This is a genomic window from Oryzifoliimicrobium ureilyticum (assembly GCF_037199735.1).
In the GTDB taxonomy this organism is placed as follows: domain Bacteria; phylum Pseudomonadota; class Alphaproteobacteria; order Rhizobiales; family Rhizobiaceae; genus Rhizobium; species Rhizobium ureilyticus.
Genome location: NZ_JBBBVQ010000015.1, coordinates 76422 through 91083 on the forward strand (window position 1 = coordinate 76422; position 14662 = coordinate 91083).

Below are 14662 nucleotides of genomic sequence, written 5' to 3' on the forward strand. Positions count from 1 at the left end.
TGTGAGGACAGAGCTAAGGTTAGTAGGCGAAGACCCGGATGGCATCGAATCGGGCCGTCTCTGAAAGAAAGAAATTATGATGCAGAAGCGAATTTTGGTTCTTGGCGGCGCTCACATCGATAGACGTGGCCGGATCAGCGGCGCTACGGTGCAAGGTGCGAGCAACCCCGGACATTGGATCGAGGAAGCGGGCGGCGGCGGATTTAATGCAGCACGCAATCTTGCCCGTCTCGGCCATCATGTGACGATGATTTCGCCGCGCGGCGGTGATGCAGCGGGCGAAATGGTAAGCGAGGCCGCAGACTTTGCCGGTGTCATCGACAAGCCTTTCGTTTTTCTTGATCGGCGGACGCCGAGTTACACGGCGATCTTGGAGCAGGACGGCAATTTGGTCATCGCCCTTGCCGACATGGACCTCTACCAGCTCTTCAGCCCTCGAAGGCTGTCAATTCGCGCGGTGCGGGACGCCTTTTCAGATCATGATATCGTCCTTATGGATGCCAACCTGCCGCCAGAAACGCTTAACATTATTGCAACACGATGCGCTGCGCTGCAAAAGCCGGTTGCGGCAATCGCAATCTCGCCGGCAAAGGTGGTACGACTGCGACAATCCGCAGACCGCATCGACTATCTCCTTATGAACGAAGCCGAAGCGGCGGCCTTTGTGGGGGAGAGCGCCGTCGATCCGCAGGACTGGCCGGTTCTTCTTCGTAAAACCGGGCTTAAAGGCGGCGTCGTCACCCGCGGTATGAATGATCTCATCGCCTATCTTGGCTCAGAGGTGGTGACGTTGCGTCCACCACGGCTGGATGCGGTTTCCGACGTCACTGGCGCTGGCGACTCTCTAGCAGCAGGCTTTCTGGCAGCGATCTGCCGAGGCGAGTCGCTTGCCCAAGCGGTGCGCGAAGGCGCGGCCGCCGCGGTCATCACAGTTCAGTCGCCGAACGCCGTTTCGGAGGATTTGACACTGGATTTGCTCCAGAAGACAAGTGATCTTGTTTCTGAAGCCAGAATTGTCCATTGAGGCGAAAACAGTACAGGAAATGAAATCATGACAGCACCGCATTCCGCCTCCCTGCCCATCGTCTACTCCAGAGATGTGGCAGCCGCCAAGGAACGTGGCGCGCCCATCGTCGCGCTCGAGTCCACCATCATTACCCATGGCATGCCCTACCCAGGCAACATCCAGATGGCGAACAGTGTCGAGGCGATTATTCGCGAACAGGGTGCCGTTCCGGCCACCATCGCTGTCATGCATGGAACCCTGCATATCGGGCTTGAAGCTGCTGAATTGGAACAGCTTGCGCAGGCTCGTGATGTCATGAAGGTTTCACGGGCGGACTTTGCATTTGCGATTTCCGAAAGGCGTCATGGCGCTACGACTGTCGCTGCGACAATGATCGCAGCAGCCCTCGGCGGTATTCGTGTCTTCGCGACGGGCGGCATCGGCGGTGTTCATCGTGGTGCTGAAACCAGCTTCGATATTTCCGCTGACCTGACCGAACTCGCCAGAACTCCAGTTATTGTGGTTTGCGCGGGCGCAAAAGCTATTCTCGATGTTCCCAAGACGCTGGAAGTCCTCGAAACAAATGGCGTGCCGGTTGTGACGTACGAGAGCGACGAGTTCCCCGCTTTTTGGTCAAGATCGTCAGGGCTACCGAGCCCGCTCACGTTGAACAGCCCCGCTGCGATCGCGGCATTCCAAAAAACCCGCGACCAGTTTGGGATCGACGGAGGTATGCTTATCGCCAATCCTGTGCCGGAGGCTGATGAAATCCCCAGTGACGAGATGGAAGTCTACATTCGTCGTGCGCTGGATAGTGCCGAGCAAGATGGCGTAACGGGCAAGGCCGTCACCCCTTACCTCCTAAGCACGATTTTCGATCTGACGGAAGGTCAGAGCCTGAAAACGAATATCGCCCTCGTCGAGAACAATGCACGCCTTGCGGCTGAGATTGCAGTCGCGCTTGCCTGAAAATCAAAGGCCGGCGGGAACACTTCCTGCCGGCTGCAACCGAAACGTCCGCAAAGACGTAACCTTGCACGTAGTGGATTGATGGTCCCATCGCCCGGCGCAGGTAAAAAGCAGCGCGGGCCTTTGCAAGATCAGCTTTCTAGCGTTTCCTTGACGACCACGGCGAGTTGCTTCAGCGAGAACGGCTTGGGTAGGAAACCAAACTTGGCTTCTGGAGGCAGATTTCGCGCAAAGGCATCTTCTGCGTAACCGGAGACAAAAATGAAGCGAAGATCCGGATATTTCTTCCTAAGCTCTCGAAGCAGCGAAGGACCATCCATCTCCGGCATGACGACATCCGATACCACGATATCCACTTTGCCATCGAGTTCGTCCATGATGTCCAAAGCCTCGATGCCGGAGCCGGCTTCGTGGACCGTATAGCCGCGAGTCTCCAGCATGCGTTTGCCGCCGCGCCGCACGGCCTCCTCATCTTCCACAAGAAGAATAACTGCTGATCCAGTGAGGTCTTGAGGCTCTTTGGTTGGAGCCGGTTCTACGGTCTCGGGTTGCGCCGGCGTCACGTCCTCACCGGTTTGCTCCGAAGCCTTCTCGACGTAACGAGGTAGGAAAATGCGGAATATCGTGCCGCGGCCGACCTCGGAAACGGGTTGAATATACCCGCCAGACTGCTTGACGATGCCGTAGACCATGGCAAGCCCGAGTCCTGTTCCCTTGCCGACTTCCTTTGTGGTGAAGAACGGCTCGAAGATCTTGTCCATGATCTCAGGTGCAATGCCTGTCCCGGTATCCTCGACCTCGACCAAAACCATGTCTTCGGACGGAATATAGGGATAATTAAACGCTGCTATGCGAGACGCGTCGATGTTCGAGGTACGCAAGGTCAGCTTGCCGCCTTCCGGCATGGCATCGCGCGCATTGACGCAAAGGTTGATCAGGACCTGCTCGAACTGCGAAAGGTCGGTTTTGACCGGCCATAGATCCCGCCCATATTCAACGTCGAGCTTCACGTGTGTGCCGGACAGAAGACGATCGACCAGCATACGCAGATCGCCGATGACATCCGTCAGATTGAGGATGCTTGGGCGGAGCGTCTGCTTACGCGAGAAGGCAAGCAACTGACGAACAAGAACGGCAGCGCGATTGGCGTTGCGTTTGATTTCCATCAAATCTGCAAAGCTTGCATCCGAGGGACGAGCCTGCAGAAGCAAATGATCGGACGACAAGAGGATTGCGGTCAGCACATTGTTGAAATCATGCGCGATGCCGCCGGCCAATGTTCCCACCGCGTTCATCTTTTGTGTCTGCGCCATTTGAGCTTCGAGCGCTTTCTGCTCGGTGACTTCCACGGCGTAGATGATCGCAGTTTCCTCGGGTGCCTCATCGCTCTGTTCAACGACGGCGTTCACGTAAAACCGAAAATGCCGGCTGTCGTCAGTCGGCGCACGCGAATCGATAGGAGCAATATCTCCCTGCATGTCCTGCGCGGCTTCAAGGGCACGACGGAGTTCCGCCCTGTTGGGCTCATTGACCACGCTTTCGAACAACGCGCCCTTTTCGATATCATCGCGCGAAAGTATTCCTGCAAAAAGTCGCAAGAAGGACGCGTTGGTTTTCAGAATTCGCCCGTCACGACCAACAGACGCGATCGCCATTGGCGTATTGTTGAAAAAGCGTGTGAAGCGCATGGCCGCAGATGTGGAATGCTCATTCGATATCCCAGACTGGCGGGTCATAACGATTGTGCGGCTCTCGCCGGGCGCACCATCTCTCATCGAGGTCACGCTATGGACGATCTCCGCCGGGAGACTTTGGCCGTTTGACTTCTTGAGATCGAGGTCGAGGCGCACCGTTTTTTTCAACCCGGGCTCCGCCTGAACCGACTGAATGAGAGCAAGGCCCTCACCGGCCACAAGATCACCGATGGTAAGCGATCCCGGAATGAATTTCGTGAGATCGATTCCCAACCATTCGGCGAGGGTTGCATTCAAGTAGAAGATTTCGCCTTTACGTCCCGCCGAGAAGAAGCCTGCCGGCGCGTGATCAAGATAATCAATCGCGTTCTGCAACTCTTTGAAGAAGCGTTCCTGGTCGTCGCGTTCCAACGTAATGTCGCTGATCTGCCATATATTGAGCGGCTTCGCGAGCCGCTCTTCGGTCGGCAGGGCTCGCGCCTTCAAGCGGTACCAATGCGGTCCGGAACCGCTGCCGGATGGGCCCAATGCACGCATCAATCGGAATTCTTCACTGCCCTCGCGGCCTTCGCGCAAGGCGTTCGTCAGCCGGTAGAGGGCTTCGTTGGATTCGCGGTAGCGCGAAAGCAGGGAATCCAGTGTTTGAACGTCGGTCGCTTTTCTGGCGCCCGTTAGTTTTCCGTAGGCCGCATTTGCGTAAATGATGCGTCCTTTGTCGTCAGTAATTAGCGATCCATCCGGATGACTATCCAGAAATGCACGGGCCAGGTGATCTGATGGCCGCTGCGGCATAACTTCGACAAAGCCGATCATCGACGAGACGAGAAAGAATATCCCCACCATCGCGAGGACACCCAGCACACCGAGGACAAACTCGTTTTCAAGCGATACCTTGAAGAAGACCAGAGCAGCCGCCATTGCCGCTAGAACCATCGCAATCAGAATAATGCGGATAACGGTTCCGGATCGCCCGTTGCGATCGACAAGAGGCGCATTGTAATCACCTGTCTGACGCGTCCCTGTCATCGAGTTCCCCAAATATGTCCGTCTACCGACGGTGCATGAACCTGCAATCGCCCAGCTTTACCGATCTGCCACTCGCGTCGCAAACAAAACACGTCAGATGTTTTCCGTGTCTATGGTTTCGCAGTAGTTACCGAAAAGAGCTTCGCTGATTTTTCTTAACCTTCTATGGTTAGCAAATCGTATGTGGACGCGCGCAACGCTTGTATTGTCCTACTACAGATACAAAGTCACCGTTTTGCACGAGCACAACGAGCAGGTTCGGCATGTAGCCAAAGCACATTGTGAATCGCATTCCATTCTTTCTATCAAGTTGACGTGTCTGCAAAAACAAGGATTGCGGCGTCGGACGCTTGAATTCACAAGCAACAGCGCCAGCTTGTTGAAAAAGGCCAGGGTTGTCGCCTCCAATCGGATGTTTCTTGGCGGAAGCGGCTGGACAGTCACCTGAGGCTTTGCCTATGGCTCGAAGTTCAAGAAAATTGTTACAGTCGTAAAGGGAGCGCGGAGAATGTTCAGTGACGTTATGGGAGCATACGGCGGCCGCTTCTTCGTTGCTGCCGGCGGTGTGGGGATAGCGCTCCTCGTTCTGATCGCAGTCTTATGGGTCATCCGAAGCAGAGCGCCCTCTCCGTTTGTCCGCGGTGGAAAAAACCGGCAACCTCGGCTTCAGGTTCTCGATGCTGCTGCGGTCGACGCGCGTCGGCGGCTCGTCCTCGTGAGAAGAGACAACATCGAACATCTGATCATGATTGGTGGACCGACCGACATCGTGATCGAGAGCGGCATCGGCGCGAACGCTGGTCAGCTGCCTAGAGGCGAAGACCTTACCGCTCCTGTGACGGACAGGGCTTTACCAGGCTCGCGCCAGGCGATTTCGGCGCCCTCACGTGCTGAGCCAGTAGCGGAGCAGCGAGAGCCGATATCTGACCAGCGCCCCCAGACACGCAGACCCCTCGTTGGCGTTTCGGAAACTGAGAGCGCATTAGCAACCGCGCCCCAGCGTCCCGCCGCACCACCTGTTGTAGAGACGGCACGTGATCAGGAACAGCAGGTAAGACAATCTGCACCACAAAGACCTGCAATCAACCCCAGGACAGACGAGGCGTCTGATGCACTTGAGGCTGCCCGCCAGCGCGTCCTTCCACAGCAGCAGAGGATTGAGCCTCAAGTTACGGTACCTGTTGCAGCAAACCGTCAGCCCGAAATACAACGATCTCCGGCGACTGAATTCAAACGCGTCCTTGAGGAGGAACTGAACTCCGATGCAGATCGCGCGCTCCCACTAGCAAAACCAGTTACGCCGAACCCAGTGGCTCGCCGCGAGCCCGATAGAGCGCCAACAGCAAATTCTGATGCCGATCTGCAAAACGAAGTGGCACGCATATTCGGGGAAATCAGCGTCAACCGAGACAACAAATAAGGCGCAACCTCACGGCCGCACCCTATTTTTTTATCTCAAAAGAAAAGGCGCGAAGGCTTTGGCCGGTCGCGCCCTGACTGAATATGGTGCAAAACAAAAGCTATTAATGCTTTGTATCAGCCGCCTCAACGAGAGGAAGCGGATCAACTCATTCGTCGCGATAAACCTTTTCACGACGCTCGTGGCGTTCCTGGGCTTCGATCGAGAGTGTCGCGATAGGCCGTGCATCAAGACGCTTGAGACCGATAGGCTCGCCCGTCTCTTCGCAATAGCCATAGGTGCCGTCTTCAATTCGTTGAAGTGCAGCATCGATTTTCGAGATCAGTTTCCTCTGACGATCCCGCGCACGAAGTTCAATCGCACGATCGGTTTCCGAGGACGCACGGTCAGCCAAATCAGGATGATTTGCACTTTCCTCTGCAAGATGGTCCAACGTTTCACGCGCCTCGCGGAGAATGTCGTTTTTCCATGCAACCAGCTTAGCTCTAAAGTAAGCCCGCTGGTTCGTATTCATGAACTCCTCCTCTTCGGAGGGTACATAACTGCTAAGATCGATCTTCTCACTCAACGCGATTCTCCCGAAGAACATCTCATATCGGCGGCTGTATATCCCAATGCAGAGATGTGATTCAAGCCAAATGCGACAGGTCAAGCGTTTTTTAAATTTGTCATAATTTTGAGCTAAGAGACTATTTTATAAGCATTATTGAGCTTTCGCCATTTTTGGCGCGAGAACGACGGTTGTCGTTACTGCCGCAATTCTTGCACAGAATTCCAATCTCGTTGACGCTGGGTTGGAACACGCGCTACTCAAAGATCAATATTTCGTTGCGGAAGAAATCGATGATAACCCTCCCCCGCGCTGCCAAAAGAATCTGCCTCATGAGGCATGCGGAAGCAGCGCCTGCAAATCCGCGCGACCGAGATTTCGATCGCACTTTGACACCAAGAGGCTACGCCGCTGCGGAGTTCATCGCCGAACGCGCTGCCGATCGGACCTATGTCCCCCAACTCATTCTCAGTTCGACCGCACGGCGATGTCGGGATACCGCAGAGGCATTTCAACGGATCGTGAGCGCGCTTCTCGATATTCGCTATCTTGATACGCTTTATGCTGCAGACAGCGATGTGTTTATGACCTTGATCAACTCGGAAGAAGATGTGGACACACTGATGATCGTTGGCCACAACCCGACCATCGAGCAGACACTTGACAGAATGATCGGACACGACAGCCTTCAATTGGCGCTGCCAAATGGTTTCCCGCCGGGTACGATGGCCGTTATCGATCGCCTCGACACGTCAAGCGCTTGGCAGCTCGTGGATGTGCTTGTGCCATAATAGAGCCCGACCTTTTGAAACGGCGCTTGGGTTCCTATATCGCCTGAAGCCTTTCGATGCGGGAACCTAGCTTGTCACCCAGATTGACATCCATAACAGATGACGCAAAGCTTGCCTTCGAGACCCTGACGGATCGCGCCTTGGGCCTTGTGAATCCAACTTTGCGCCTTGGCGTCACCGGCCTTTCCCGCTCGGGTAAGACGGTGTTCATTTCCTCGCTGGTGCACAATCTTTTGCATGGCGGACGCCTGCCGCTGTTCGAACCTGTTCAATCGGGCCGGGTATCGTCTGTGAGGCTGGAAGAGCAGCCGGACGATGCCGTACCGCGCTTTCAGTACGAAGATCATGTGAAGGCGCTTGTGCGCGAACGGATCTGGCCGGACTCAACACGCGCAATCTCAGAACTGAGGCTTACGATCGACTACAAAAGCGCAAGTGGCTGGAACCGGCTGTTTTCGCCGGGCCGTCTTTCGATCGATATTGTCGACTATCCCGGCGAATGGCTTCTGGACTTACCGCTGCTCACCAAAGACTACCGGAGTTTTTGCGAAGATACCTTCGCGCTCGCCATCGGTGGGGTGCGTGCCGAGCTTTCCCGCAAGTGGCGCGATATGACAACTCTTGTCGACATTAACGGCCCTGCCGATGAAATGACGGCAAGAGAGCTTGCTTCAGCCTTCGCCGATTATCTTAAGGCCTGCAAATCCGACGAGCGCTCTTTGTCGACCCTTCCACCCGGTCGCTTTCTGCTGCCTGGCGATCTCGACGGTTCCCCGGCGCTAACCTTTGCGCCGCTCGTCCTGCCCTTCGAAGGGCGTGCCGAAAAGGGTTCGCTCTGGGCCATGATGGAGCGCCGCTATGAGGCTTATAAGTCCGTGGTGGTAAAGCCATTTTTCAGAGAACATTTCGCCCGTCTCGACCGCCAGATCGTTCTTGTCGATGCGCTTCAGGCAGTCAACAGGGGTACGGAGGCTGTGCAGGACCTGGAGCGGGCACTGGCCGAAGTCTTGGCATGCTTCCGGCCCGGGACCAATTCGTGGCTGTCGTCGCTGCTCGGCCGACGGATCGACCGCGTACTGGTCGCCGCGACTAAGGCCGATCATCTCCATCATGAAAGTCATGATCGATTGGAAGAGCTGACACGGCGACTGGTCGATCGCGCAGTGCGAAGGATCGGCATGGCTGGCGCAGGAATAGACATTATCGCCCTCGCCTCTGTTCGTGCGACTCGGGAAGCAACCGTTCGTCGCGATGGCCAGGATCTTCCCGTGATTGTCGGCACGCCAATGTCAGGCGAACGTATCGGACAAGAGATATTTGACGGAGAGCGCAAGACAGCGATTTTCCCAGGAGATCTGCCTACCGATCCAGAAGCTTTTTTTGCGCATTTAGATGGCAGCCGTGCAGCGCCAGTGCTGCCCGATGTCAACGTTGTTCGATTTAGACCGCCGCACATAGAAGAGACGGGAGGTGGCATCAAGTTATCGGTGCCGCATATTCGTCTCGACCGCGCGATGCAGTTTCTGTTCGGAGACCGGCTGGCATGACGCAATCCCAGGACAAGGACGACAAGATTGAAAATCGTAAGCCTGCAGCTTTTGCGGTCGAGCCTGAAGCGGTCCATCTCAACGGCCCGGCGCAAATGTCGCGAAAGCCAGCCAGCTTTTCCGAACACATCGTCTTGACTGCAGATGAGGACGATCCTTTCCTCAATCCCGAAAAGGATACGGCTGTCGCCCCTGTGACCGTCCCGCGCAAGCGGCGATTTTTCTTTGGAAAGATCGCGCTCGCCGCCTTCGGCTTCCTCTTCTCCCTCGCCTTTGGCCTATGGACCGACAGCCTTATTAGAAATCTTTTCGCACGAGCTGATTGGCTGGGATACACCGCGCTTGCAGCCTTGGCGGTCGGCATACTCGCCGTGCTCGCTTTGGTTCTGCGGGAATTGGCTAGCATGTCTCGACTGACAGCCGTTCACGCCATAAGGGCGGAAGCAGACCTTGCCCTTGCGGAAACGAAACCGGCTAAAGCACGTGCGCTTGTTCAGCGCGTCAGCCAACTTCTGTCGCAGAAGCCTGAAACTGCACGTGGACAGGCCACACTGACGGCGGCGAAAGACGACGTCATTGATCCGCCACAGTTAATCGAACTTGCCGAACGGGAATTACTAGGCCCACTGGACCGAAGAGCACGCGGGCTCATTCTTCAGGCTTCCAAGCGCGTTTCGGTCGTGACGGCTATCAGTCCACGCGCCTTGGTGGATCTCCTCTACGTTCTCTACGAGTCGGCAAAGCTGGTCAGAGCCATTGCGGACCTTTACGGCGGGCGCCCCGGGACCCTCGGGATGATCCGCCTCTTCAAAGACGTCGTTGCGCATCTTGCGGTTACCGGATCGATTGCCGTGGGCGACGGGATTGTCCAGCAGGTGGTCGGTCATGGACTGGCATCGCGCTTGTCTGCTCGGCTTGGGGAAGGTGTCGTCAACGGTCTGATGACGGCTCGTATCGGTATTGCTGCGATGGATCTTTGCCGGCCTCTGCCGTTTCGAGCGCTGCGGCGGCCTGGCATCTCAGACTATATCGCAGATCTGAGCCCGACCTCGCAAAGCAGCAAGGACGAAGGTCGACGATAATTGCTCAGCTCGACTGCTCCTGCGCGGAATGAACAGTCCGGGCAGTATTTCCAAGACGACGAAACGAAGCGTTAACCATTCCACGGCAAAATTCGCGGCTAGATAAGCGTGCCCTCGGCAAGGAAACAATCATGGCTTCGCGCAAGTTCCGTCTTCTTTTTACTCTGGCCGCCGTGGCACTTTCCCCGGTCCTGGCGACGTCGCCATCCGCAACTGCAGCCACCCGTGACAAAGCATTCTTCGAATCCGTCGCTGGAACTTGGAGAGGTCCAGGAGAGATTGTTGCCGGTAAATATCGCGGCACAAAATTCACTTGCAGTCTCGTCGGCGAACCTTCGGCTGACGGAAATGCGGGCTTGAAACTCGACGGAACCTGCCGCGTTGGCGTTTTCAAACAACCTATGACAGCCGTTATCACGCAGTCCGGCAGCAGCTACAAAGGTCAGTTCCTAGACGGCGCAGCGGGCAAAGGACTTGACGTCATTTCCGGCGCCGTCTCTCAGGATACCGTCGTCATCGGCCTTAACCGTGCCAAGCTGAACGGAGCCATGATAGCGCGTATTCGCGACGATAAGGTTATGAATGTCACGGTTTCGGTCAAGGTGGAGGACAAGATGGTGCCCGTTATAGGGTTGACCTTGACGCGCCAGATGGACGAAATGACTGTAGGTTCGGTGCAGTAGGATTGTACGGAACGAGCGGCAAAGCTCGTTTTGAGAAAGCTCGAAAGAGCCAGTTACATTTTTTGAGCATACTTAGCCATCGGCGTTTCCCGCTCTTTCCCCACGCCACCAATCTTCGTTATCGACAACCTCGATACCGGCTTTGTCGGCTTGTGAGAGCCACGCGTTGACGGAGCGGCCACCGATCTCCAGGTCGGCAGCAAAATCCGCAAGCGGCAGTAAAACGAAAGCGCGATCTGTCATCCGCGGATGTGGCAAGGTCAGCCGCGTGGTTTCGAGGACATCCTCGCCATAAGTCAGGATATCGATATCCAAGGTGCGCGGTCCCCATCTCTCGGTCCGCTCACGCTTCATTGCGCGCTCAATATGAAGACAGAAGTCAAGCAGGGCTTCCGGTTCAAGACTGGTGAGAACCGCTACGCATGCATTGAAGAAATACGATTGATCCGTCTTCCCCCAAGGTGGCGTTCGATAGAGTCTCGAGACCGCGCTGATAGCACAGGCAGGGTGATCCGCGATTATGCGCAGGGCATTCGACATTGCCCGAATAGGGTCGCCGATATTCCCGCCTAAACCAAGACAAGCGGTTTTCATGTTAAGCGATGTGCTCAACGCTCACCTGAACAAAGTCGAGCACGCCCGCGACCGGAGCATTTGGCTTACGAATACTGATTTTGGCGCGTCGTATCACCGGAAAACGCGTGCAAAGCTCCTTGGCTATATCAAGAGCCAGTGCTTCGATCAGGTAACGCCGGCGGCCTGTGACGATCTCCTCGATGACTTTAAAAGCCACTCCGTAGTTGACCGTATCATCAATGGAGTCTTGTTCGAGAGCCTGGCCAGCCGCCACATCGAGCTCGGCGTCGACAAAGAACCGCTGCCCCAAAAATTCTTCCTCGTCATGGACGCCGTGACGAGCGAAGAAAGCGCAGTTTGAAAGCGTAATGGTGTAGGTGTTGTTCATCAATTCATCTCCGGCGTCTGCGCTGCCAGCATAGCATCGGCGACTGCCAGGGCATCTTTGTTCATGGCAACATTATGGACGCGAAAAACGGCTGCCCCCTGCATCCGCAGGAGCGCACTCGTCGCAGCAGTCGCAGCATCCCGGGCAGAGGGCTCCTGGCGTCCGGAAGCGACACCAAGAAACCGCTTGCGAGAAGTACCGACGAGAAGCGGAAAACCAAACTGATGCAATTTCGCGAAGCGCGCCATGAGGGCAAAGTTCTCTTCGCTGGTCTCTTTGTTGAAGCCGAAGCCTGGATCAAGCACGATACTCTCATCGCGAACACTCACAAGGCGAGCAATTTGCAGCGACCTTTCGAGAAAGGTACGCTGATCTGCAATTACATCTTCAAGCTTCTGCCTGCCGCGTCCGGTATGCATCACACAAATGCCCGCGCCCGTCTTCGCAACCACGTCAGCTATTTCAGGTTCGCGCTGCAGTCCAAAAACATCATTCACAATGTGCGCGCCAGCCTCGATAGCCAGCTGCGCCGTCTTCGCACGATATGTATCGATTGAAATCAAAGCATCGGTCTTGCCGCTCAGAGCCTCTATGACCGGCAGCACCCTATCCTGTTCCTCACTGGCACCGACCGGCTGTGCATTTGGGCGCGTCGATTCTCCGCCGATATCGATGATTGCGGCCCCCTCCTCCACGGCCTTAAGCGAGTGGTCGATTGCAGATTGGACGGTGTTGTAGGATCCGCCATCGGAAAAAGAGTCGGGTGTGACATTTACGATGGCCATGATCGCGGCTCGCTCGGCGAGCTCGATCTGACGTCCATGTGCCAGTTTCCAGATCCTTTTCCGGATATCGGTCAATTTTTACCCTTCTCGTCCGCAAGGTCGTGCGGAAAGTGGCCACATACTCAATGCAGCTGACCATCCTGACTGCGGCCAGTCTTTGGAGCTTGGCTCACGAAAAGCCGGATCTCGATATTGCGCTCCGCAAGCCTATGACGCAAGCTTCCCAAAAGTTCAACACGAGTCACCATCTTAATGCATCGCTCCGCCTGTCTATTCCTCATCTTGTCAGTCTTCGGATCGATGCCCTATGCGAGCCATGCAAACGCAACTGTCGTTGCGACAAAGAGCTACAGCTATTTCGACATCAGGGGCAAAACCGCGGAGGATCTCGATGCTGAATTAAGCCGGCGCGGTCCTACTGCTGATGGCTCTTCTTCCAGGCATCCGGGCGCGACCCGCATTCAATTCGGAGGCGATGCCACCTACATCCAAGAAGGCGGTCGCTGCCGCGTTTTGAACGCTCGTGTGACGGTCCACACCCGCATTATCCTGCCTCGCTGGCGAAACCGTCAGGGTGCGAGCAAAGAGCTTTCGCTGATCTGGGACACCTTGTCGGGAGACATCCGCCGACACGAGGACCGCCACGCCGAGATTGCGCGCGTTCAAGCACGCAAGATGGAGCAGCAGATCCTGCAGCTTGCGCCTCAAAAGGATTGCAATTTGATGCAGGAAGTTGTCGCTCGCGTCTCAACGGAGGGCATAGAAAAGCATGACGCTTTACAGGCCCAGTTCGATCGGGTCGAGGCGATCAACTTTCAAAACAGACTAATGCGACTTCTCAAGAACAAGATAGATGCGCAATCTGTTAAACGATGAAGCGTCCGGCGCGGCCAGTCGCCGAAACGCCTTCGGCCTCGGCTGGCTATTAGGCCTGTTTCTCAGGCACATGGACAACAAGCCCATCAAGTGCCGCCTTCATCCGGATCTGACAGGAGAGACGCGAATTGGGCCGCACGTCATAGGCAAAATCCAGCATGTCCTCTTCCATAGCCTCTGGCGGACCGACGCGCTCAATCCAAGCCTCGTCGACATAGACATGACAGGTCGCACAGGCGCAGGCGCCGCCGCACTCGGCATCGATTCCCGGTACAGAATTGCGAACAGCATTTTCCATGACGGTCGAGCCTTGATCTACATCCAGATCAAAGCGCGCGCCGTCGAAAGCCACAATAGTCAGTTTCGGCATAATATGTCCCGGTCATCATTGCTTAGGATTATCGGTGTCTTCCAATAAAATCGGAAGGCAGTCAACAATGGTTAGCATGATTGCAGAACGCTGAAAGAAGACTTTCCTAAATGCGGCAATAGCACTTGCAGAAAGAGACCTGCTTTCAGCGCGAAACCAGCGGATCGCTCTGCACGCCGCGATCGATCAGCGGCTTAGCTTCAAAATGAAATTTTCCGCCTCGATGACGGCTGCGCCAACTGCCGCGATCGCCGCAGCGTCTGAACAACGGCTTTCGAGATCGGCAGCAGCTTGGCTCACCTTAAAAGCACCTACCGCGCTCGCGGCACCCTTTAGCCGATGGGCTGCTTCGACTGTGCGCTTATTGTCCTCGCAAGATATTTCGTGGAGGCAGCTCCTGGCTTGACGCGCGAACATGTTCAGCACCTCAGCCTCGAGCGCTTTATCGCCCATGGTCTGGCGTGCCAAATGCACCAGATCGATGGGACGATCCCGCGATGGCGTGTTGCCTGTCCCGTTATCTGGCGTGTTGAACGCGATATTCACTGCTGCCATGTGCCACAAACTCCCGTACTTTATTATTTCGCTCTCTGAATGGTGCGAAACCATCGTCGCAATCCCGTTAAATTCCGGCACATTGAAGGCAAGCATTTTAGCGTTATGGTTAATATCCGTTAAATACCCTTAAGCAATTGGCTTTTCGGCTCAAACAGCCGACAATCATGGTTAACCGAACGTTAACAAACGTTGGAATCTCCCGGCCTGTTAATTGTGTCAGGACAATAGTTGTGTCACTACGGTACTGATACGGCAGGTTTGGGACGCGTGCCTTTGCGATACCGTTGGATAGTGATAAGTTTTAAAACTTCCGTCGTTAAGACGACTATCTATGATGAATG

15 protein-coding genes are annotated in these 14662 nt (G+C 55.5%); 8 read left to right on the forward strand and 7 right to left on the reverse strand.

Features of this window, described 5'->3' with window-relative positions; genetic code table 11:
- Positions 1–79: 79 nt before the first annotated feature.
- Together VQ830_RS19340 and VQ830_RS19345 are read left to right on the forward strand one after the other, a co-directional pair.
- On the forward strand, positions 80–1024 hold the full coding sequence (locus tag VQ830_RS19340; protein WP_337269865.1) for a carbohydrate kinase family protein: 945 nt from the start codon (positions 80–82) through the stop codon (positions 1022–1024).
- Positions 1025–1051: 27 nt separating this feature from the next.
- Positions 1052–1975: a pseudouridine-5'-phosphate glycosidase gene (locus VQ830_RS19345; protein ID WP_337269785.1), complete on the forward strand. Its 924-nt coding sequence runs from the start codon at positions 1052–1054 to the stop codon at positions 1973–1975.
- 131 nt (positions 1976–2106) lie between these two features.
- On the opposite strand, the gene cckA is transcribed toward VQ830_RS19345, so the two are convergent.
- On the reverse strand, positions 2107–4695 hold the full coding sequence (gene cckA / locus VQ830_RS19350; RefSeq protein ID WP_337269786.1) for a cell cycle histidine kinase CckA: 2589 nt from the start codon (positions 4693–4695) through the stop codon (positions 2107–2109).
- Positions 4696–5203: 508 nt separating this feature from the next.
- Here cckA and VQ830_RS19355 point away from each other — a divergent pair.
- Entirely contained in the window at positions 5204–6115 is a 912-nt protein-coding gene (locus VQ830_RS19355; protein WP_337269787.1) for a flagellar biosynthesis protein FliO, read from the forward strand.
- A 148-nt stretch (positions 6116–6263) separates the two neighbouring features.
- Here VQ830_RS19355 and dksA read toward each other — a convergent pair whose 3' ends face one another.
- Positions 6264–6683, reverse strand: coding sequence for an RNA polymerase-binding protein DksA (gene dksA / locus VQ830_RS19360; RefSeq protein WP_337269788.1), 420 nt, complete (start codon positions 6681–6683; stop codon positions 6264–6266).
- Between the two features lie 314 nt (positions 6684–6997).
- On the opposite strand from dksA, the gene VQ830_RS19365 reads away from it, so the two are divergent.
- The 4 genes from VQ830_RS19365 to VQ830_RS19380 all read left to right on the forward strand — a co-directional run bounded on the left by VQ830_RS19365 (position 6998) and on the right by VQ830_RS19380 (position 10768).
- Positions 6998–7456, forward strand: a complete 459-nt coding sequence (locus tag VQ830_RS19365) for a SixA phosphatase family protein (protein WP_337269789.1) — start codon at positions 6998–7000, stop codon at positions 7454–7456.
- A gap of 71 nt (positions 7457–7527) precedes the next feature.
- On the forward strand, positions 7528–9003 hold the full coding sequence (locus VQ830_RS19370; protein ID WP_337269790.1) for a YcjX family GTP-binding protein: 1476 nt from the start codon (positions 7528–7530) through the stop codon (positions 9001–9003).
- The gene (locus VQ830_RS19375) at positions 9000–10085 is read left to right on the forward strand and encodes a YcjF family protein (protein ID WP_337269791.1); all 1086 of its coding nucleotides are present in this window, start codon (positions 9000–9002) and stop codon (positions 10083–10085) included. Before VQ830_RS19370 ends, VQ830_RS19375 begins: the two co-directional genes overlap by 4 nt.
- Positions 10086–10216: 131 nt before the next feature.
- Positions 10217–10768 (forward strand): hypothetical protein, encoded by a 552-nt coding sequence (locus VQ830_RS19380; RefSeq protein WP_337269792.1) that lies wholly within the window; start codon positions 10217–10219, stop codon positions 10766–10768.
- Positions 10769–10840: 72 nt separating this feature from the next.
- On the opposite strand, the gene folK is transcribed toward VQ830_RS19380, so the two are convergent.
- From folK to folP, 3 genes are read right to left on the reverse strand one after another with little or no spacing between them, the layout of a single operon-like run.
- Positions 10841–11362 (reverse strand): 2-amino-4-hydroxy-6-hydroxymethyldihydropteridine diphosphokinase, encoded by a 522-nt coding sequence (gene folK / locus VQ830_RS19385; protein WP_337269793.1) that lies wholly within the window; start codon positions 11360–11362, stop codon positions 10841–10843.
- 1 nt (position 11363) lies between these two features.
- Entirely contained in the window at positions 11364–11732 is a 369-nt protein-coding gene (gene folB, locus VQ830_RS19390) for a dihydroneopterin aldolase (protein ID WP_337269866.1), read from the reverse strand.
- Positions 11732–12592: a dihydropteroate synthase gene (gene folP / locus VQ830_RS19395; RefSeq protein ID WP_438618263.1), complete on the reverse strand. Its 861-nt coding sequence runs from the start codon at positions 12590–12592 to the stop codon at positions 11732–11734. The genes folB and folP overlap by 1 nt, the downstream gene beginning before the upstream one ends.
- A 177-nt stretch (positions 12593–12769) precedes the next feature.
- On the opposite strand from folP, the gene VQ830_RS19400 reads away from it, so the two are divergent.
- Positions 12770–13393, forward strand: coding sequence for a DUF922 domain-containing Zn-dependent protease (locus tag VQ830_RS19400; RefSeq protein WP_438618265.1), 624 nt, complete (start codon positions 12770–12772; stop codon positions 13391–13393).
- 49 nt (positions 13394–13442) lie between these two features.
- Here VQ830_RS19400 and VQ830_RS19405 read toward each other — a convergent pair whose 3' ends face one another.
- Together VQ830_RS19405 and VQ830_RS19410 are read right to left on the reverse strand one after the other, a co-directional pair.
- Entirely contained in the window at positions 13443–13763 is a 321-nt protein-coding gene (locus VQ830_RS19405; protein ID WP_337269794.1) for a 2Fe-2S iron-sulfur cluster-binding protein, read from the reverse strand.
- Positions 13764–13949: 186 nt separating this feature from the next.
- Complete coding sequence (locus VQ830_RS19410; protein WP_337269795.1) at positions 13950–14318, reverse strand: Hpt domain-containing protein; 369 nt, start codon at positions 14316–14318, stop codon at positions 13950–13952.
- Positions 14319–14662 lie beyond the last annotated feature (344 nt).

Excerpts from the sequence above, each read along its gene's own strand:
- VQ830_RS19400 (WP_438618265.1), top strand. The coding sequence starts at position 12,770 with ATGCATCGCTCCGCCTGTCTATTCCTCATCTTGTCAGTCTTCGGATCG.
- VQ830_RS19345 (WP_337269785.1), top strand. The coding sequence starts at position 1,052 with ATGACAGCACCGCATTCCGCCTCCCTGCCCATCGTCTACTCCAGAGAT.
- VQ830_RS19410 (WP_337269795.1), bottom strand. The coding sequence starts at position 14,318 with ATGGCAGCAGTGAATATCGCGTTCAACACGCCAGATAACGGGACAGGC.
- cckA (WP_337269786.1), bottom strand. The coding sequence starts at position 4,695 with ATGACAGGGACGCGTCAGACAGGTGATTACAATGCGCCTCTTGTCGAT.
- VQ830_RS19365 (WP_337269789.1), top strand. The coding sequence starts at position 6,998 with ATGAGGCATGCGGAAGCAGCGCCTGCAAATCCGCGCGACCGAGATTTC.
- VQ830_RS19405 (WP_337269794.1), bottom strand. The coding sequence starts at position 13,763 with ATGCCGAAACTGACTATTGTGGCTTTCGACGGCGCGCGCTTTGATCTG.
- folB (WP_337269866.1), bottom strand. The coding sequence starts at position 11,732 with ATGAACAACACCTACACCATTACGCTTTCAAACTGCGCTTTCTTCGCT.
- VQ830_RS19375 (WP_337269791.1), top strand. The coding sequence starts at position 9,000 with ATGACGCAATCCCAGGACAAGGACGACAAGATTGAAAATCGTAAGCCT.
- VQ830_RS19355 (WP_337269787.1), top strand. The coding sequence starts at position 5,204 with ATGTTCAGTGACGTTATGGGAGCATACGGCGGCCGCTTCTTCGTTGCT.
- VQ830_RS19340 (WP_337269865.1), top strand. The coding sequence starts at position 80 with ATGCAGAAGCGAATTTTGGTTCTTGGCGGCGCTCACATCGATAGACGT.
- folK (WP_337269793.1), bottom strand. The coding sequence starts at position 11,362 with ATGAAAACCGCTTGTCTTGGTTTAGGCGGGAATATCGGCGACCCTATT.
- VQ830_RS19380 (WP_337269792.1), top strand. The coding sequence starts at position 10,217 with ATGGCTTCGCGCAAGTTCCGTCTTCTTTTTACTCTGGCCGCCGTGGCA.